This window comes from Embleya hyalina, assembly GCF_003967355.1.
In the GTDB taxonomy this organism is placed as follows: Bacteria; Actinomycetota; Actinomycetes; order Streptomycetales; family Streptomycetaceae; genus Embleya; species Embleya hyalina.
The window spans coordinates 580,407-598,612 of sequence record NZ_BIFH01000013.1; the positions used below are offsets into that span (position 1 = coordinate 580,407).

The 18,206-nt window shown below is 70.6% G+C and carries 16 protein-coding genes; 7 read left to right on the forward strand and 9 right to left on the reverse strand.

The window, feature by feature from the left end; all coding sequences use genetic code 11:
* Positions 1-61: 61 nt before the first annotated feature.
* Positions 62-532: a DUF4232 domain-containing protein gene (locus EMA17_RS02530; RefSeq protein WP_160161286.1), complete on the reverse strand. Its 471-nt coding sequence runs from the start codon at positions 530-532 to the stop codon at positions 62-64.
* 302 nt (positions 533-834) lie between these two features.
* Here EMA17_RS02530 and EMA17_RS02535 point away from each other — a divergent pair, with 302 nt between their 5' ends.
* Positions 835-1,953: an FAD-dependent oxidoreductase gene (locus EMA17_RS02535; protein ID WP_126635181.1), complete on the forward strand. Its 1,119-nt coding sequence runs from the start codon at positions 835-837 to the stop codon at positions 1,951-1,953.
* Between the two features lie 91 nt (positions 1,954-2,044).
* On the opposite strand, the gene EMA17_RS02540 is transcribed toward EMA17_RS02535, so the two are convergent.
* Positions 2,045-2,566 (reverse strand): EF-hand domain-containing protein, encoded by a 522-nt coding sequence (locus tag EMA17_RS02540; protein ID WP_281290415.1) that lies wholly within the window; start codon positions 2,564-2,566, stop codon positions 2,045-2,047.
* 195 nt (positions 2,567-2,761) lie between these two features.
* On the opposite strand from EMA17_RS02540, the gene EMA17_RS02545 reads away from it, so the two are divergent.
* Positions 2,762-3,970, forward strand: a complete 1,209-nt coding sequence (locus tag EMA17_RS02545) for a PP2C family protein-serine/threonine phosphatase (protein WP_246126393.1) — start codon at positions 2,762-2,764, stop codon at positions 3,968-3,970.
* A 37-nt stretch (positions 3,971-4,007) separates the two neighbouring features.
* On the opposite strand, the gene EMA17_RS02550 is transcribed toward EMA17_RS02545, so the two are convergent.
* Positions 4,008-7,790 (reverse strand): nSTAND1 domain-containing NTPase, encoded by a 3,783-nt coding sequence (locus tag EMA17_RS02550; RefSeq protein ID WP_126635183.1) that lies wholly within the window; start codon positions 7,788-7,790, stop codon positions 4,008-4,010.
* 488 nt (positions 7,791-8,278) lie between these two features.
* Between EMA17_RS02550 and EMA17_RS02555 the strand changes: the two genes are divergently transcribed.
* On the forward strand, positions 8,279-9,217 hold the full coding sequence (locus EMA17_RS02555; protein WP_160161287.1) for a helix-turn-helix domain-containing protein: 939 nt from the start codon (positions 8,279-8,281) through the stop codon (positions 9,215-9,217).
* A 173-nt stretch (positions 9,218-9,390) separates the two neighbouring features.
* Here the strand turns inward: EMA17_RS02555 and EMA17_RS02560 are convergent, their stop codons facing one another.
* The gene (locus tag EMA17_RS02560) at positions 9,391-10,200 is read right to left on the reverse strand and encodes a sulfite exporter TauE/SafE family protein (protein WP_126635185.1); all 810 of its coding nucleotides are present in this window, start codon (positions 10,198-10,200) and stop codon (positions 9,391-9,393) included.
* Between the two features lie 92 nt (positions 10,201-10,292).
* Between EMA17_RS02560 and EMA17_RS02565 the strand changes: the two genes are divergently transcribed.
* Positions 10,293-11,090: an AraC family transcriptional regulator gene (locus tag EMA17_RS02565; protein WP_126635186.1), complete on the forward strand. Its 798-nt coding sequence runs from the start codon at positions 10,293-10,295 to the stop codon at positions 11,088-11,090.
* A 99-nt stretch (positions 11,091-11,189) separates the two neighbouring features.
* On the opposite strand, the gene EMA17_RS02570 is transcribed toward EMA17_RS02565, so the two are convergent.
* Positions 11,190-12,140, reverse strand: a complete 951-nt coding sequence (locus EMA17_RS02570; protein WP_126635187.1) for an NADP-dependent oxidoreductase — start codon at positions 12,138-12,140, stop codon at positions 11,190-11,192.
* A gap of 89 nt (positions 12,141-12,229) precedes the next feature.
* Here EMA17_RS02570 and EMA17_RS02575 point away from each other — a divergent pair, with 89 nt between their 5' ends.
* Entirely contained in the window at positions 12,230-12,811 is a 582-nt protein-coding gene (locus EMA17_RS02575; protein WP_126635188.1) for a TetR/AcrR family transcriptional regulator, read from the forward strand.
* A 166-nt stretch (positions 12,812-12,977) separates the two neighbouring features.
* Here the strand turns inward: EMA17_RS02575 and EMA17_RS02580 are convergent, their stop codons facing one another.
* The gene (locus EMA17_RS02580; protein ID WP_126635189.1) at positions 12,978-13,553 is read right to left on the reverse strand and encodes a TetR/AcrR family transcriptional regulator; all 576 of its coding nucleotides are present in this window, start codon (positions 13,551-13,553) and stop codon (positions 12,978-12,980) included.
* A 115-nt stretch (positions 13,554-13,668) separates the two neighbouring features.
* Here EMA17_RS02580 and EMA17_RS02585 point away from each other — a divergent pair, with 115 nt between their 5' ends.
* A complete protein-coding gene (locus EMA17_RS02585; RefSeq protein WP_174861288.1) occupies positions 13,669-14,679 on the forward strand; it encodes an NADP-dependent oxidoreductase in 1,011 nt (336 codons plus the stop codon).
* On the opposite strand, the gene EMA17_RS02590 is transcribed toward EMA17_RS02585, so the two are convergent.
* Positions 14,676-16,034, reverse strand: coding sequence for a hypothetical protein (locus tag EMA17_RS02590; RefSeq protein WP_126635190.1), 1,359 nt, complete (start codon positions 16,032-16,034; stop codon positions 14,676-14,678). The genes EMA17_RS02585 and EMA17_RS02590 overlap by 4 nt on opposite strands.
* 284 nt (positions 16,035-16,318) lie before the next feature.
* Here EMA17_RS02590 and EMA17_RS02595 point away from each other — a divergent pair, with 284 nt between their 5' ends.
* Positions 16,319-16,900: a hypothetical protein gene (locus tag EMA17_RS02595; RefSeq protein WP_126635191.1), complete on the forward strand. Its 582-nt coding sequence runs from the start codon at positions 16,319-16,321 to the stop codon at positions 16,898-16,900.
* A 12-nt stretch (positions 16,901-16,912) separates the two neighbouring features.
* Here the strand turns inward: EMA17_RS02595 and EMA17_RS02600 are convergent, their stop codons facing one another.
* Both EMA17_RS02600 and EMA17_RS02605 read right to left on the reverse strand, forming a co-directional pair.
* Positions 16,913-17,824 carry a hypothetical protein gene (locus tag EMA17_RS02600; protein WP_126635192.1) on the reverse strand — a complete coding sequence of 304 codons (912 nt, stop codon included), beginning with the start codon at positions 17,822-17,824 and terminating at the stop codon, positions 16,913-16,915.
* A 72-nt stretch (positions 17,825-17,896) separates the two neighbouring features.
* Entirely contained in the window at positions 17,897-18,205 is a 309-nt protein-coding gene (locus EMA17_RS02605; RefSeq protein ID WP_126635193.1) for a hypothetical protein, read from the reverse strand.
* Between the last annotated feature and the right edge of the window lies 1 nt (position 18,206).

Consider the following 18,206-nt stretch of genomic DNA (forward strand, 5'->3'; position numbering starts at 1 on the left):
TCTCGGGTCCGACATGCGCGGGGGCGGGTGGGTTGTGCGTCCCGAGTGTGCCGCGAGGCGGTCAATCGCGCGGGTGCCAGGGGCCGATGCCGAGGCGTCCGGTGTTGCCGAGGTCGATGCCGCCCGGGACGGCTATTCGTTGGCGGGCTTGGCCCGGAAGCGGCTCTATGTCGAGGTAGAGGCCGTTTTGCGCGGAACCTGGCGCGTTCGTAACGGTGTTGCGCCATACGACCACGGAGACCGCCTGCTCGCCGGGGCGCAGCGTCACCGGTCGGGGCTCGGCCTGGAGGCTTTCCGTGGTGGTGATCGACGCCGCCCCCGGATCGATCTCGACCCCGAGCCCGGCTCGGTCGGCGTCCAGGACCCGCAGGCCCGGATATCCGGTCACGGTACGGGGCGCACTCCCGCAGTTGACCATCGTCAGGGTCATCGCCCGCAGTCCCATCGCCGCACTGGGCTCCTCGCCCGTGACCCGCACGCCCGACTCCGGACAACCGGCGGGCGTGGCCGGGGCGGTCGGCTCCGTCGGCACGCTCCGGGGCGTGTGCGCGGACGATGGCCCGCCGCCTTCCCGGGCCGTCGGAGCGGACGTCGACCCGCCCCCACCTGCGTGTGCGGTCGACCCCGACTCGTCCCCGCATCCGCCGGCACCCATCACGACGGCCGCCACGAGCAGGCTGTAACTCCACGTCCGCCGGTCACGCCACACTGTGATCATTCGGGGATCCTCCCATCTTCCTGGTGGTCGGCGGCGCGGGGGTGGGACGGCGGCCCGGTCGGGGCGCACCTCGCAGTGTTGCGATGCACTGTAGCGAGCCAATACAGTGTATCGACATGAGACAGCGCATCGCCGTAGTCGGAAGCGGCCCCGCCGGCCTGACCTTCGCCCGCGTTCTGCACCGCCATGGCCACCCCGTCACCATCCTCGAACGAGATCCCTCCCCCGACGCGCGCCCCCCGGGCGGCACGCTGGACCTGCACGAGGGCACGGGCCAACTCGCGCTGGAGAAGGCCGGGTTGTCGGCGGAGTTCCGGGAGCTGTCCCGCCCCGAGGGGCAGGCCATGCGCATCCTGGACCCGACCGGGACCGTCCTGCGCGACTGGCGACCCCGTCCCGACGACCGCGCCAACCCCGAGATCGACCGCGGGCAACTCCGCGACCTGCTGCTCGGCCCGCTCGACGTCCGGTGGGGGAGCGGCGTCACGGAGGTGGTGCCGCGGGCCCGGGACGGCGTGTCGGTCCGTTTCGCGGACGGGCGACAGGAGACGTTCGACCTCGTGGTGGGTGCGGACGGTGCCCGGTCCCGGGTCCGCCCGGCGGTCTCGTCGGTGACGCCGCACTACACCGGGGTCACCATGGTCGAGACCTCCCTGGACGACGTCGACACCCGCCACCCCGACCTCGCCCGGATGATCGGCGACGGCTCCATGGCCGTGTACGGCGTGAACCGGGGTCTCGTCGCCCAACGCAACAGCGGCGGCCACGTCAAGGTGTACGCCCAGTTCCGCGCGCCGCTGGACCGGCACACGAACCGGGAACCGGCCGACGTCGACGCCGTGCGATCGAGCCTGTCGGCCCTGTTCGACGGCTGGGCCCCTTCAGTGCTCGACCTTCTCCGCCACGGCACCGATTTCGCCCACCGCCCGCTCTACGCCCTGCCCGAGTCCCACACCTGGACCCACGTCCGCGGGGTGACGCTCCTGGGCGACGCCGCCCATCTGATGCCGCCCCTGGGGGCGGGCGCGAACCTCGCGATGTCGGACGGCGCCGAACTCGCCGAGTCCATCGCCGCCGGCTCGGGGGATCCGGACGACGCCGTCCGCGCGTTCGAGGAACGCATGTGGGTACGGGCCGCCAGGTGGGCGAGGATCACGACGGCCGGCCTGGCCCGCCTCGTCGGCCCGAACCCCGCCGACGCCATCGCCCTCTTCGACGAGGTCCAGTCCCCCTGACCACCGATCCCACACCGTCGGGAGCCTTCCGGTCCGGCTCGGGGATCGTCGGGGATCCTTCCGCCCCGGATCGACGGCTTCGCCGGCCGGATCAGGAACGACCCGGCACCGGTTGTGCGGCTCCGTAGGCGGCGGCCATGGGGGAGTTCGCGTTGGTCACGAAGCTCCGGATGCCCGCCAGGTAGGCGTCGCGGTCGACCAGTCCGTCGCGGTCGGTGTCGAGGGCGTCGAATGCCGCTGCGGCGTCCGTTTCCGCGTTGCCCCCGGCCGTACGCAGGCGGATGAACCGGTCCCGGTCCAAGCGTCCGTCGGCATCGGTGTCGGCGATGTCGAACAGGGAACCCAGGGCGGGTCGGCAGGAGCGTTCGAACGCGTCGTGCCCGACCCACGTGCGGTATTCCTCGAACGTCACGCGCCCGTCGCGGTCGGCGTCCATGTCCCGGAAGACCGCCTCGTGAGCGGTCCGCGACGCGGCGACGATCGCATGGTCGGCGTCGCGGCCGACGGCGGAGGCGACGCGGTCGACCCGTGCGAGGTATTCCTCGTGGGTGATGGCGCCGTCGCCGTCCACGTCCAACATGGCGAAGATGCGGTGTTGCGGCGAGTCGGACACTGCGTTTCCTCCGGGTGCTCCGCGGTTTGGCAACCGCAAGATACCCCGGGAGTTCCAAAATGCTCATAAGCCGAATAAATAATATAAAGGTCTCAAAAGGAACGAAAGTCGCCTCCGAGTCCGAAGGCTCGGGACCCGGCTCCGGCCCGCGGGGCCGGGCTCGGTGTGAAACTGGGCGAGGAAGGGGTGGTCCTCGTGTCGGACACACCGCACGTCTTCTCCGTTCCCGACGGCGGCGTCGACGAGAATCGCCTGGAAGAGCTGATCATCGAGGCGCAGACCGCACTGCCGGTCGAGTTGCCCGCTCTGGCGAATCGGTGCGCCGACCTCCTCGGCCTGGACACCGCGTCGATCTACCTCGTCGACCTGCAACAACGTCTGCTCGTGCCACTCGACGAGATCGGCGAGCCGTTGCGGGTGGATCGCACGTCGGCCGGTTGGGCGTATCGCACGGTCTCCCCGCGGGTGGCCGAGGTCGACGACGGCCTGATCCTGTGGATGCCCCTGGTCGACGGCGCGGAGCGGCTGGGCGTGCTGAGGGTGCGGACCGCCTCGCTCGACGCGGTGCGCATGCGCCGCGGCCGGATGCTGGCCCATCTGCTCGCCATGCTGATCACCTCCAAGCGGGCCTACAGCGACTGGCTCGCCGCTCTCACCCGCACCGAGTCCATGGGGGCGCCCGCCGAGATGTTGTGGGCCTTCCTGCCCCCGCGCACCATCGGCAGCAGACGGTGCGTGTCGACCGCGGTCCTGGAACCCGCCTACGACGTCGCGGGTGACGCCTTCGACCATTCGGTGGTCAAGAACATCCTGCACACCATGATCCTCGACGGCATGGGTCACGATCTGACCGCCGGCCTGACCACGTCGGTCGCCATGGCGGCGGCGCGCAACGCCCGTCGGGAAGGTGCCGACCTGCCCGACATCGTCGGCTCCGTCGACCGGGCGCTCGCCCGATGGCTGCCCGACCACTTCTGTACCGGCGTGCTGTGTCGGCTGGACGCGGAGACCGGGGTGCTGCACTGGGTCAATTGTGGTCACCCTCCGCCGCTGTTGATCCGCGCCGAGCGGGTGCTCGCCGGGGCGCTGGACCGACCCCCGCAACCGCCGATCGGCCTGGCCGGCGCCCTCGCCCCGGCGGCCCGGGACGTCCACGAGACGACCCTGGAACCGGGCGATTGTGTGCTGCTCTACACCGACGGTGTCGTGGAGGCGCGCGACGCGAACGGCGTGGAGTTCGGCCTCGACCGGTTCACCGACTTCATCATCGGCTCCTCCTCCGCCGGACAGCGCCCGGCGGAGGTGTTGCGGCTGCTCATCCACGCCATCCTCGACTACCAGCGCAACCCGCTGCGCGACGACGCGACCATCATGCTCTTCGAATGGAGTCCGCAGCCCCGGTGACGCGGCCGGGCCCGCCGCGACCGCGAGCGGATCCGGGTCACCCCGCGCCGCACGTGTGTCGATAGGGCCGTTCCGGGATCAGCCGATGCCATTCCTCCCGGGTCAGGTCGCGGGCGAGGGTGGCGCACAGGTCGGTCGCCGTGCGGGCGGGGTCGGTGTCCCACAGGCGGACCACGCGGTCGTCGCCGCCGGTGGCCAGGGTGTGACCGTCGGGGCCGAAGGCCACGGTGCGGACCTGTCCGGTGTGACCCGTCAGGGTGGCCAGACGCGTGCGGTCGGCGACGTCCCAGATCATCACGGACGTGTCCGCGTTGGCCGTGGCCAGAGTGCGGCCGTCGGGGCTGAAGGTCAGCGAGATCGTGGTGCCGGTGCTGCCCGCGAGCACGGCCCGTCGGGTGTGTCGGGCGGGGTCCCACAACTGCACGGTCTGATCGATGCCGGCGGTGGCCAGGGTGCGGCCGTCGGGGCTGAAGGCCACCGCGCGGACCTGCCCGGTGTGTCCGGTGAGGACGGCCGTACGAACCCACCGGGTCGTATCCCACAGGGTGACGCGTCCGTCGTAGTTGGCGGTGGCCAGGGTGCGGCCGTCGGGACTGAACGCGATCGCGTTGACCCCGCTGCCCTCCGCGCCGGTGTCCACGACCAGGCGGGCCGATTGTGTGTGCCGCACGGCGTCCCGGACGATGACCGTCTTGTCGACGCTGGCGGTGGCGATCGTGCGACCGTCGGGGCTGAAGGCCACGTCCGTCACCCGTTCGGCGTGGCCGATCAGCCGCACCGGCGGGCCGCTCCCCGCGAGGTCGAAGAGCGTGAGGACCTGCTCGTCGGGGTCGGGGGGTTGGGCGGGGCCGTTGGTGCTGTCCGGGGAGACGCCCGCCACGGTGGCCAGGGTCCGGCCGTCGGGGCTGAAGGCCACCGCCCGGATCGCGCTCGTCCCGGGGGCGAGCGCGCGCGGGCGGGAGCCGCGAGCGAGATCCCACAGCAGGGTGGCCCGATCGGTGCCGACCGTGGCCAGGGTGCGGCCGTCGGGGCTGAACGCGATGTCGTTGACCCGGTCCGAGTGCCCGTCGAGCGGACGCCTGGTCGGATCCCACAGGGAGACCGTGCCGCTCTCGCCCGCCGCGGCCAACCGGTCGCCACGCGGATGGAAGGCGAGGCCGTAGATATTGGAACCGTGCCCGACGAAGGTGGCCCCGAGCGTGTGCCGCGCCGTGTCCCACAGCTTGATCAGATGGTCCTGGCCGGCGCTCGCGAGCGTGCGGCCGTCGGGGCTGAAGGCCACCGCCCTGACCTCCGCCTCGTGGCCGCGCAGGACGGCCACGCTCGTGCCGCGGGCGATGTCCCACAGCTGCGCGGTGCGATCCTGGCTGCCCGTGGCCAGCAGCGTTCCGTCCGGGCTGAACACCACGGAGTCGACGGAGGCGGTATGGCCGGTCAACACGGCCAGCGGGGCGCCGTCCTCGGTGCGCCACAGCCGGGCCGTGCGGTCCGCGCCGGACGTGGCGATCGTGCGGCCGTCCGGGCTGAACTCCACCGACCACACCCGGCCGGCGTGCCCGGTCAGGGTCAGCCGTCGCTGCCCGCTCTCGACGTCCCACACCGCGGTGGTGCCGTCGTCGCCGGCCGCCGCCACGGTCCGGTCGTCGGCGCCGAACGCGACACCCCTGATCGAGGCCCCGTAGCCGGTCATGGCCGCCCTCGGCCTGCGCTGCGCCACATCCCACACCACGACCCGGCCGTCGTCCCCACCCGTGGCCATCGATCGCCCGTCCCGGCTGAAGGCCACCGCCCGCAACCAACCGGGATGAGCGGTCAGCGTCGCCAGGAGGACGCGGCGAAGGGAGTCCCACAACATGACCTTCCCGTCCCGCCCGACGCTCGCCAGGGTGCCGTCCGGGCTGTACGCCACCTCCGACACCGCGTCGGCGTGACCGGCCAACTCGGCCTGATAGAAGCGACGCGTGGACATGCTCAGCAGGGCGCCACGCGCCTCCGCGGTGTGCGCGGTGCGATACGCCTCCACACTCAGCAGCATCGCCGTCCCGGGCCGGGAATCGGCCAGGTTCAGCGCCTGGGCCGCCAACTGGCGCGACAGCGCGGTCTCCCGGGAGCGCAGGGCGCTGCGACGCTGCTCCAGCGCCACCGCGCCGACGACCGTCACCGCGACCAGCAGCAGGGCCAGGCCCGCCGCGAGATACCGCAGACGACGGGTGCGCCGGGCCGCCGCCGCCCGCTCGCGGTCCTCGGCGGCGATGCTCGCGGCGAGGAAGTCCTCTTCGCGTTCGGTCAGTTCGTCGCGATGGCGATCCCGGTCGGCCCACTCCCGCGCCACCGCCAGCCGGGTGCCCCGGTACAGCGTGCCCGGGTCGCGCGCGAAGTCGGCCCACGCGCCGGCCGCCTCCGTCAGCCGCCGGTGGGTGAGGATTCCCTCGCGGTCCTCGTCGATCCAGGCCCGCAGCCGGGGCCAGGCGGTGATCAGCGCCTCGTGGACCAGATCGACGTTGTCCCCGTCGAGGGTGACCAGACGGGCTTGCACGAGCTGTTCGAGGATCGACGAGATGCCCTCCGCCCGCCCCGTCCCGTGCCCGGGCCCGCTCGTACCGACCCCCTCCAACTCGGCGCGGGCGACCGGACGTCGGGTGTCCTGCGCTCCCTCGCCCGGCGTGATCAGCCGCAGCAACACCCGGCGGACCAGCACGAGTTGCTCGGCCGGAAGCCCAGCGCACACCTGTTCCGCGGTGGCCGCGATCGCGCCGTGGACGCCACCCGCGGCCTCGTACGCCTCCACCGACAGGGTTCGGGCGCGACGTCGGCGCCAGATCTCCCGCATCACGTGCGACAGCAGCGGCAGTCCGCCCGGTTCGCCCCGCACCTCCTCCACCAACCGTGCGGTCAGGGCCCGTTCGACGATCAGGCCGTGCGTCTGGGCGGGCCCGACGACGGCCTGACGCAGTTCGGCGGGCGTCATGGGGCCCACCAGGAGGGTGGTTTCGCGCAACGCTTCGGCGAACTGCCGGTGTTCGGCGCAGCGACCGTAGAAGTCGGCGCGTACCGCGATGACGACGCGCACCCCGCTCTCGGGCCGGCGGACGGCCGCGATCAGGCCGTTCAGGAACTCGGTGCGTTCGGCCCGGTACCGGCAGAGCGTGAAGATCTCCTCGAATTGGTCGACGATCACGACGATGTCGCCGGTGTGCCCGTCGGCGTCCCCGCCCACGTCCGCTTCCCCGTCGCCGCCCCGAGGGGCGAACGCGGTGAGCACATCGGCGGGATGCGACCCGGGGGTACGGATCCGGATCTCGGGGGGACTCGCGAACGGGGCCGCGGCGCCGGGGTCGCCGTCGGGTCGCCGCAGCCGGGGGATCAGCCCGGCGCGCAGCAGCGAGGACTTGCCGCTGCCCGAAGCCCCGACGAGCGCGGCCAGCCGACGGGTGCGCACCAGGTCGAGGACGTCGTCGACCAGTCGATCCCGGCCGAAGAACCGCTCGGAGTCCTCGATCTCGAACCGGGCCAGGCCCGGATAGGGCGACGGGACGTCGTCGAGCGGCCGGGAGTCCTCGTCCGCCGCCTCCTGCCATCGCCGCTTCCAGGTGTCCGGATCCCCACCGCACGCGGCGACATAGGCCAGCGCGACCTTCAGGGTGGGCAACTGCTCGCCGGCCGCCGCACGGGACAACACCGTGACCGAAGAGCCGGCCTGCCGAGCCATCTCGCGATACGTGGGGCCGCCCGCGTCGGCCCGTAATCGCCGGAGTTCGTACGCGAACCGCTGCACCGGCCCGGCACCCGGGTCCAGCGGCTTCTCCGGACGTCCCGCCACCGGTTCCCCTCCCACGAGCGTTGCCGAGAAACCCGAATCCCACGCCACCCGGAACGGTACCCGCGTCCCGCCGGCCCCGACCAGTGGCGAATCCGGCCGGATCCCGAAGATCACCCCGGGAAACCCGTTGATCCCGAGGATTGTTTCGGTCGCCCGACCCGCCTGCGCAACAATTCCCCGCCCCCGAAGGCTTGGACGTGTCCCCGGCGGCACGACCACCGGACCGCGCCGGGGCACGGGGCCGGGCCGGCGACGGCCGTGTCGTCCACGTACCGGGAGTCGCCCGCACGTCGGGAGTCGTCCGGTCGGAGAGTCCGGTCGATCCGAACGGGGGAATCATGGAAACGGTGTTCGACAAAGAGGCGTTACCCCGGGACGGCAGCCCGGCCCGGGCGCGGGGGACGGGCGGGCCGGCGCGGGGGACGGACACGCCGCAATCGACGATCGCGGCGTCCGAGCCGCCGAACCCACCCGCCCACGGAGCGCGCGTGTCGATCGTGACCCGGGGGATCGTCCGGATATCCGCGGTCTCCCACGGGTCACGGGTATGTCGGCGGACCCCGGCGGCGATCCGGCGCGCGGACCCCGAGGTGTATCTGCTCGCCCTGCTCCGCCACGGACGTCAGGGTGTCGAACAGGCCCACAACCACGCTTCGTTGGGACCGGGCGACCTCGTCCTGGTCGACAGCTCCCGCCCCTTCGACGTCCGTGCCGAGGACTGTGACACGGCGTCCGGGTCGGTACTGCTGCAGTTCCCGAAACGACTGCTGCCCGTACCGGAGCCCAGGGTCGCGCGACTGCTGGCGACCCCCCTGTGCGGCACTCGCGGAGTCGGCCGGCTCCTGGCCCGGTTCATGACCGACGTGGCCGACGAGCCCGCGCTCTACACACTCGACGACCATGCCCGGCTGGGCCATGTCGCGCTCGACCTGGCCGCGGCCGTGGTGGCCCACCACGCCGACGGCGAGGGCGCGCCGGCGTCGGGATCCTCGCAGCACGTCCTGTTCCTGCGGATCGTCTCGTTCGTCGACCGTCACCTGCACGTCCCGGAACTGAGCCCCGCGGCGATCGCGGCGGCCCACCGGATCTCGACCCGCTACCTGCAGCGGATCTTCCGGTCGCACGGCACGTCGCCGAGCGCCTACGTCCGCCACCGGCGCCTGGACCGTTGCCGACGGGACCTGGCCGACCCGGCCATGGCCCACCTGCCCGTGCACGCCGTCGCCGCCCGCTGGGGATTCACCCGGCCCGCCGAGTTCAACCGGGCCTTCCGCACCGCCACGGGCATGCCCCCCGGCGCGTACCGCGTCGCCGCCGTCGCCGAGGACGTCCCCACGACGGGTACCCGACCGCGCCCGCCCACGCCCGTCGGCCCGCCCGGGCGGCCCGCGGCCACGACGTGGCAGCGCAGGCTCCGCACGGCATAGGCCCGGCGCGCGGCCCGGCGCCGGGCCGCGCGCCGGAACCCGTCGCCCGCGGATCACCGTCCGGGGCCCTGTCACGCTGGGCGAACCACGTCGCGGCCCACCGGATCCCCGGCGCGGGACGACGGTGACGGGAAGGTTGTGCGGCTTCGGCCGAGGCATGGTGCGGGCCGGGATCACGGTCCGGTCGTGAGCATCGCGAGCAGGACGACGACGAGTAGGGCGATGTAGGCGATGGAGTGGACGCGGTCCGGGACGCGGCGGCCGATGCGCTTCACCAGGGCGATCGTGGGCAGCGAACCGCAGAGCAGCGCCGCGGAGGAGATCAGGTCGACGTAGCCGACCCGGCCCGTGTGCGCCGAGGAGGTGGCGGCGAGCGCGTACACGATGCTCCCGACCACGGCGACGGGCAGGCTCAGCGGGTTCGCCATCGCGGCCGCGTCGGCCATGGGGAGGCCCCTGCGCCGCAGGAGCGGAACCGTCATGACGCTTCCGCCCACTCCCAGGCACGCGGCGACCGCGCCGATCCCGGCTCCGCCGAACGTGGTGGTGAGCCGTCCGAGGGGCGCCGGTCGTACCGCGTGCGCGGGTACGAGGAATCCCTTTCGCAACAGGCTGTCGATGATCGTCACGGCCAGATAGACGGCGAAAAGGAGGTGTAGCAGCGGGCCTTCGACCCAGGTGGTCGTGAGGGATCCGAGTCCGGCGCCGATCGCGACGAAGGCCGGCAGCGGCCACATGTACTCCCGGCGGAGCCGCCCGTGGCGCAGCTGTACCAGGGTGGCGGTCAGCGAATTCACCAGCATGACCGCCGTCGACGTCGCCACCGCGACATGCATCGCGTCGGCGCCGGAATCCGCCGTGACCGTCCGGAAGCCGTAGACGACCGGAACGGTGATGAAACCGCCGCCGAAACCGAAGAGCACCGTCGTGACGCCGGTCAGGCAGCCGAACAGGAAGAGGACGAGGAAAGAGGTGGTCGGCACTGCTGGAACGCTACGGACGTGCGTAGCCGGCGGGCAATCGATCGATCGCCATGTTCCTACGCGCAGCGGACAGGAGGAGGTAGCTTCGTTTCATGCGCAACATCCCCGTCGCGGAGGTGGACGACCTCGACCGCGCCGTGCTGGCCGTCGGCACCGACTATCCCCACGACCACCTGCTCCCGTTCCACGAGCATCGGCGGACCCAGTTCCTGTACGCCGTCACCGGCGTCATGCGGGTGGAGACGATCGACGGCACCTGGACCGTCCCCGCCGACCGCGCCGTACTGATCCCACCCCTGACCGCCCACCAGGTCACCATGACGGGCGTCCGTACGCGCAGCCTCTACATCGAGCCGAGCGCCGTCCCGTGGTTCCCCTCGCGCTGTCGCGTCGTCGACGTCTCCGCGCTGCTGCGGGAGCTCATCCTCGACGCCGTCGACATGGAGCCGCGCTATCCCGACCACGGCCGCGACGCCGTCGTCATCGAACTGCTCCTCCACGAGATCAGAAACCTCACACCGCTTCCGCTCGACGTGCCGCTTCCCGCCGATCCGGGGCTGCGCCGGTTGTGCGACGCGTTTCTCCGCGAGCCCGACATCCACGACCCGCCGGCTCGCTGGGCGACCGCCCTCAACGTGAGTGAACGCACTCTCGGTCGTCTGTTTCGTGCCGGTACGGGCTTGAGTTTCACCCAGTGGCGACAGCGTGCCTGCGTTCTGCACTCCCTGCGGCACCTGGCGGAGGGGGTGCCGGTCTCCCGGGTCGCGACCTCACTCGGCTACGAGAACCCCGCCGCGTTCACCACGGCGTTCGGAACCCTCCTCGGCAGCCCACCGACCGCGTACGGACCGGCACCGGTCCGCCGAGCCGGCGTCGAGCGACGGCGGTGAGCGGGCCGGTGGTCGGGCCGTTCGGTTCGTGCGCCGGAGGAGAGGTCCGGTGCCGCTCCTTGTCGAGTCGGTCCGGCCTTCTTGGGGTCGGCAGGGGGGTCACGGGACGAGGACGAGTTTGCCGCCGGGGTGGCCGGAGCGGCTGAGTTCGGCCGCTTCCCGGATGCGGTCGAGCGGGTAGGTGCGGGCGACCGGTACGACCAGGACGCCTTCGCCGGCGAGCCGGGCGAACTCGTCCATCCGGTCATAGCGGATCTCGGTGGTGATCCGGACGCCCAGTTCGGCCGCGGCGGCGAAGTCCGAGACGGTGAGGACACGGTCGGGATCCCCGGTCAGTTCGATCAGGGTCGGCAGCGACCCGCCGGCCGGGCCGGGCCGGTCGGCGCGGTCGATCCGCCCGCCGGTCGGCGCCGTGTCCAGGGCGCGGTCGACGCGGCCTTCGACCAGTGCGCCGACGCGTTCGGACATGCCCGGGCCATAGGCGACCACCCGGGCGCCGATCCCTTCCAGGGCGGCGGCCCGAGTCGGCCCGGCGGTGGCGATCACCCGAATACCCCGGTGCAGCGCGAAACGCACCGCCGCCTCGCCCACGGTGGAACCCGCGCCGTGGACGAGCAGCAGCTCACCCGGCCGGACGCCCAGGTCGTCGAGCGCGCGCCAAGCCGTCTCGGCCGCCATCGGCAGTGCGGCGGCCTGCTCGGAGGTGACGCCTTCGGGGATGTGTGCCCAGGCCGGCATCAGCGCGTACTCGGCGGCGCCGGCCGTCGGGCCGTCGAAGGCGGCCGGGCCGAACACGCGGTCGCCGATCCGGACGCCGGTGACGCCCTCGCCGAGCGCGTCGACGGTGCCCGCGACCTCGAGGCCGAGCCCGCGCGGCAGCGGTGGCAGCCGGTCGGCGAGGAGACCGTCGACGACGTGCCAGTCGGCCGGTGTCAGGCCGCACGCCCGCACGGCGATCCGGATCCGACCGGGTCCCGGCTCCGGCTTCGCGACGTCGCGGAGCACGATCACGTCCGGGGAACCGAACCGGTCGAATTGAAGAGCCCTCATGACGATCTCCCACGCCGAAATGATGACAGCATCTGTTGTCATCGACCGTACCAGCTGATGACAGCTTCTGTTGTCGTACTCTGACGGGTATGCCGAGATGGGAATCCGACGCACAGGGCCGGCTCGAGCGCGCGGCGCTCGAACTGTTCGAGACACAGGGCTTCGAGCGCACGTCGGTCGCGCAGATCGCGGGCGCCGCCGGTCTTAAAGAGCGCTCCTTCTACCGCTACTTCCCCGACAAGCGGGAAGTCCTCTTCGCCGGCGACGAACTCGAGGCCCACCTCGTCGCCGGGGTCGAGGCGACCGACCCGGACCTCACGCCGCTCGAGGCACTGCTGACCGCGCTGAGAACCGCCGAGGAGACCTTTCGCCCGCGCGAGTTCCTGCTGCGTCGCGCCAAGGTGATCGCCGCCAATCCGGCACTGGCCGAGCGCGATCTGATCAAGCTCGCCGACATCGCCGACGCGCTGGCGCGGGCGCTCGAGCGCCGCGGCGTCGAGCCCGGCAGGGCACGCTTCATCGTCGACGTGGTGCTGGCGATCCACCGCCGCGCCGCGTCCCGATGGCTGACCGACCCGGACACGACCCTCTCCCGGCTGATCACCCGGGCCGCCGACGAACTGCGCGAGGAGGTCACGCCGCCGACTCCGCCGGCCGACGTCGCTCCCTGACCTCCGGTTCCGACCGCGACCGGACACGAACCGAGTGGCTACGTCGGCGAGTTCACCCGAGGGACGGGAGCCGGGGCGACCGCCGCCCCGGCGGCCCGCCCGTCGACCTGCCGGTGGCACGTGACGCCGGTCCGGTCGCTCCGCCGCGTGTGGTCCCCGGCGGGCGTCAGCGCGTTTCGGTGTCGGCGCTGCCCGTGCCGGTCAGGATCGCGTTCGCGATGACGTCGAAGAGGTGATCGGCGCGTGGCGCGAGTGCGGGCTGATCGCCGAGCCAGGCGAGCATGGCCACCAGCGCGAACAGGTCGTCGCCGTCGAGGTCGCTTCGTGCCGTGCCCGCCGCCTGGGCGCGGGTCAGGAGCCGCGCGCCGGCCGCGCGCAGGGTGACGCACGAGGCGTGGAGTGCGGAGTCGATGTCCGCGATGGCCGCCGCCATCAGTACGGTCACGCCCCGATACTCGGTTGTCCACGCGACACAGTCGCGCACCCACGAGACGAGGGCGTCCTCGGGCGGGCTCGACGTCTCGGCGAGTTCGCCCGCCCGTGCGGTCAGTTCGTCGAAGTTCGTGCGGAGCAGGGCTTCGAGCAGCGCCTCGCGGGTCGGGAAGTGCCGCAGCAGCGTGGCGAGTCCGACATCGGCCCTGCGCGCGATGTCGCGCATCGACACGTCGATGCCCTGCTCGGTGAGGGCGGTGCCCGCCACTGCGAGCAGGTGGTCGCGGTTCTTCCTGGCGTCGGCCCGCATGCGCACGTCCCTCTTGACTATCCGGTTCAGTGGTCCATATATTCGGATCAGTGATCCACATATGCGGATCGCTGATCCGAATAAGCGTATCCCGTGGCCTTGACAGGAGAGAACGATGCCGACACGCACCATGAGGGCGATCCGGCTCCACGCGCACGGCGGCCCCGAGGTGCTGCGGTACGAGGAGGTGCCGATTCCCGAGCCGGGGCCGGGCGAGGTGCTCGTCCGCGTGCGGGCGGCCGGCATCAATCCGCCCGACTGGTACCTGCGCGACGGCATGTCCAACCTGCCCCCGGAGACGAGGCCGCGGTTCGACCTGCCCGTGATTCCGGGGACGGACCTGTCCGGCGTCGTCGAGGCCGTCGCCGCCGACGTGGACGGCCTCTCCGTCGGCGACGAGGTCTTCGGCCTCCTGCGCTTCCCCGGCTTCGACGGCCACACCTATGCCGAGTACGCGACCGCGCCCGCGGCCGACCTCGCCCTCAAGCCGGCCGGCATCGACCACGTGCACGCCGCCGCGGTACCCATGGCCGGGCTCACCGCGTGGCAGTTCCTGATCGAGCTCGGACACGATCACCCGTCGCCGTTCCAGGCGGCGAGGCATCGTCCGGTACCGCTCGGCGCCGACGTGACGGTGCTCGTCAACGGTGCCGCGGGCGGCGTGGGGCACTTCGCGCTACAGCTGGCGAAATGGAAGGGCGCACGGGTCGTCGCGGTGGCATCGGGCGCGCACGAGTCGTTTCTGCGCGGGCTCGGCGCCGACGAGTTCATCGACTACACCAAGAGCCGACCCGAGGACCTCGTACGCGACGTCGACCTCGTCCTCGACACCGTCGGCGGCCCCGACAGCAGGCGCCTCCTGCGCACGCTCAAGCGCGGCGGCTCCCAATTCCCGGTATTCTTCGGCGAGTTCGACGAAGCGGAAATCGCCGAGCTGGGCGTCACGGTCACGGGCACCCAGGTCCGTTCGAACGGCGCGCAACTCGCCGAACTGGGACGCCTGCTCGACGCGGACACGATCCGCGTCGCGATCGACGCCACGTTCCCACTCGCGGACGCCAGGGCGGCGCACGAACGCGCCGCCCGAGGCCACATCCGGGGCAAGATCGTACTCACGATCCCTTAGGACACGTTCACGGTGATATCCGTTCCGGTCGGCGTGCCGCCGGCCGGTGTGTAGGACACGTGTACCGTGGCGTGGCCCGCGCTCGAAGCCTTCACCTGTTGCCGGGCCGTACCCTGGATTCCGTCGACGGGTCCGGTCCGGACCTGCCCCGACAGCGGCTCCGTGAGGCTCAGACCCGTCGTGCCGGGGTTCGTCACGGTGAACACGACCGTCTTGTCGTCGATTCCGTGTCCACCCTTTGTCAGCACGGCTTTCAGGTCCGTCGGCACACCCGCGTTCGTGTTCACCGGAGATACCGGCGTCAGCGTCCACTCGTCCGTCACCACATCCCCGACCTTGAAGTCGATCTCGCCGACCTTGGCTTCGCCTACGAACACGTCGACGGTGAAGTAGCCCTCGTGTCCTCCCGCTTTCACGACCCCGGTCGCCAAAGACACGTATCCCTCGGAGTCCGTGCTCGTGTCCCGTGTCGTCTGTTCGCCGGACGTGAAGTGCGCGCCGGTGCCCTGCGGCTTCAGCGCCAGGCGGACCTGGGCGTTCGGCAACGGCAGATGCTCCTTGTCGTCGACCACCCGGAATCCCACCTCGCCGAACTTCTGGTTCACCGGGGCCGTCACGGGCTCCTTGGGGCTCACCTCCTCGATCTCGTACGTTCGAGCGGGAACGGTCTCCCGCACGCTCACATCGGTGAGCTCGACACCCGTGTGACCCAGGGCGTCGGGATCCGACAGGTCCAGTGGCACACGGGCACTCCTCCCGGCGTTGCCGAACCGGATCGTGGTTCGACTGCTTCGGGCAACGAACTCCAGCGTGACGGCTCGCCAGTTCGGCGTGTTCCGCCAGTCCAGTCCCTGCGGTGTGTACTGCCCCGTGCGGTGGCTCGGAATCACGTCGACGCGGTCCGCCAAAGGAACTCCGAGGCGCGGATCGCCGAACCCTCCGTCCATGACGGTGGCCCGGATGGAAGGGCTGAATCCCTGGTCGTGGTTGTTGGACTCGGGATATCCGATGAAGTATTTCAGCTCGTAGGACGTACCCTTCTGCGTCACGATCGTCTGTTCGAGCCAGCCGAGTGTGTTGTAACCATTCACGTCCACGACGTTGGATCCCATGGCATCCATTCCGGGGGCGGTCATCTGGGAGTGCAGGCCACCCCGGTCCAGGGGATCATTTCCGCTCAGGACATCCACGTCACTGCGATCGGTGGCGATGTATTGTCCGGTTCGCCAGCCTCCGAAGGAAGAAGACCTGAAGTAGTTGTCTCCGGTCACCCGAATGCCGAGGCGAGTGATGTAATTGAAGTGCGCATCGTCGGAAAAGTTACCGTTCGTCACGAGATGACCCGTCCAGGTCATTATTCCGTCCTTTCACGTTCCGTCATCGCAGAGACGACCCATGGCGGTCATTAATTAATTTGGTGTGACAAATATGCTATGGATGCGGGCCGCGCAGCCGGGCGAAACCGAAAGGAAGTGCGCGGTGAATTCGGTCGAGTGGAGCGTTTCACCCGTTTGGCCTCGTGCAATGAGAGGCGTCGAGGCCGGATCATCGAGAGCGGGCGGCCTCCGAAGGTGAGCGATCACCCGGCATGAAAGGAATACCGATGAACGGGTACGGAAGCACCAGAGGAATTGCGATTGTGAATGTGATCGCCGCTTTGTTGTCCGCGTCGTCGTTCCTCGTGTATCCGGCGGCTGCGACGGAATCGCAGTTGATTCGAAACGGCGACTTCGAACGACCCGCTGTCGGGGGGTACGACTACAGACTTGTCGACGAATCCAATCAATTCCTGCTCGAGGGGTGGAATCTGATCGCACCTCGCGTGGGGGTGAAGGTGTACGGCACCACTTTTTCGCGCAATCAATATCAGGCGTTGGGTCTCAACGGCGACGACAAGAGCGGTATCGCGCAGAGCTTCTATCCCGGCCGCTTGCACTCGAAGGTGACGATCACCTGGCGGCATGCGCAGAACCCCTACCAATACGAGGGGTGTCCCACGGCACCCACGCAGTCGTACGACGCGAGTGTGAAGGACACGACCGGACGGATCGTTGCGAGTGATGTGTACGAGCCCGTCGGTGGCCCGGGTAACTGGGCGGCCGCGAAGGCATTGACCTTCGATGTCACCGACAACCACTACACGCTCACGTATGCCTCTCGCACCAATGGAGTGTGCGGCGCGGTCGTCACCGACGTCATCGTCGACGAGTACCACCCCTGATCCGCTGCGCACTCACCCGATCCACCGGAAGAGAATTCGGTTGTAATCCCCCTCGACCCGCCGGGCCTCGAGACCATTGGGCAGGTTTGTTTCGTCGGCATCGATATCGATGCGGCCGGTGGCGCGATCCAAGGTGAAAGCGATGAAACCGGCGGCCTGATCCACCGCGTCGCGAAGCACGGTCACCGTGTGCCCCCTGGTCACGTCGCCATGTCGTATCTCCGGAGTGAACGAGGCCGGATAAGGGCGGGCCCGTCCGGCCTCGACATCGACCCGCCGTGCGTTCTGCTCCAGGCTCAGCACGAATCCGGGATCCGCGGCGAACGCCACGCAAATCTCCGTTGTGCCCAGTCGCCCACAGTCGTCCACCGGCGAGGGCGGTGTCGACTCGAGTTCGACCCTGGCGATGAAGGCACCCAAATAACCGACACGATCGGCCGCGAACTCGACTTTGGTCCGGGTGGTCGTGGGTGTGTACTCGAACGTCCGGGAGACCCAGTCGCGCGGGCCGGCACCGGACGGGTGGTAATCCCGACGCAGCGAGTCCGTCGAACCGTCCGTCGGCCCGATGGTGACCGAATACCACTGTTGTTCGGGCGCTCCGGTGTGATCGTCCTCGACGAAATCGGGCGCATCCATCCAGGCGATGACGATCGCACGTCGAGGGACGGTATCGATGGTCTGGTGGACGGCTCCCGGCAGGTCGATCTCGCTTGCCGGTGGGTTCCCGCCGCTCTTCAGCCGCAGCGCCTGGGTTGTTCCCGGGCATCGGTGTCCCGGCTCGAGGGCGTGGAGTTCGACCCCGTCCCGGGAGACCGTCCAGCCCGGGATTCCGGGGGAGCGGTCTCGGGTGTAGGTCTCGGCGCGTGGGGGCGGACCGAGATCCGGCCGATCGAACGAGGCGTTGTCGAAGCCGACGGTCATGTGCCCTGCTTCCTTCCGCAGGCGGACGATGTGCTTCTTCCGGGAGGCGGAGGCAAAGAACGGCGTCGATTCCTAGGTGGGGACGAAGGCGATGTTCATCGAGTTGCTCCTGACGCCGAATTCCGTCTCCACGCAGACGGCCACGGTTTGCGGTGCGAGGTTGTCCCACGGGCGACGCGACCGTGCCTCCGAGTCCTTGCCGAAGGGTTCGGCCGGCGCGCGCCCGATCATCTCGCCCACCCGATCCCCATCCAGGCGGAAGAAGACCGCCTGCGTCACCTGAAGCAGATCCCGGCCTCTGAAGACGATCTCGTCGCCCCAGGCGAAGCCGTGTTCGGCGTACAAAACACTCGTGATCCTCGGCGTGACGACGTCGGTCATC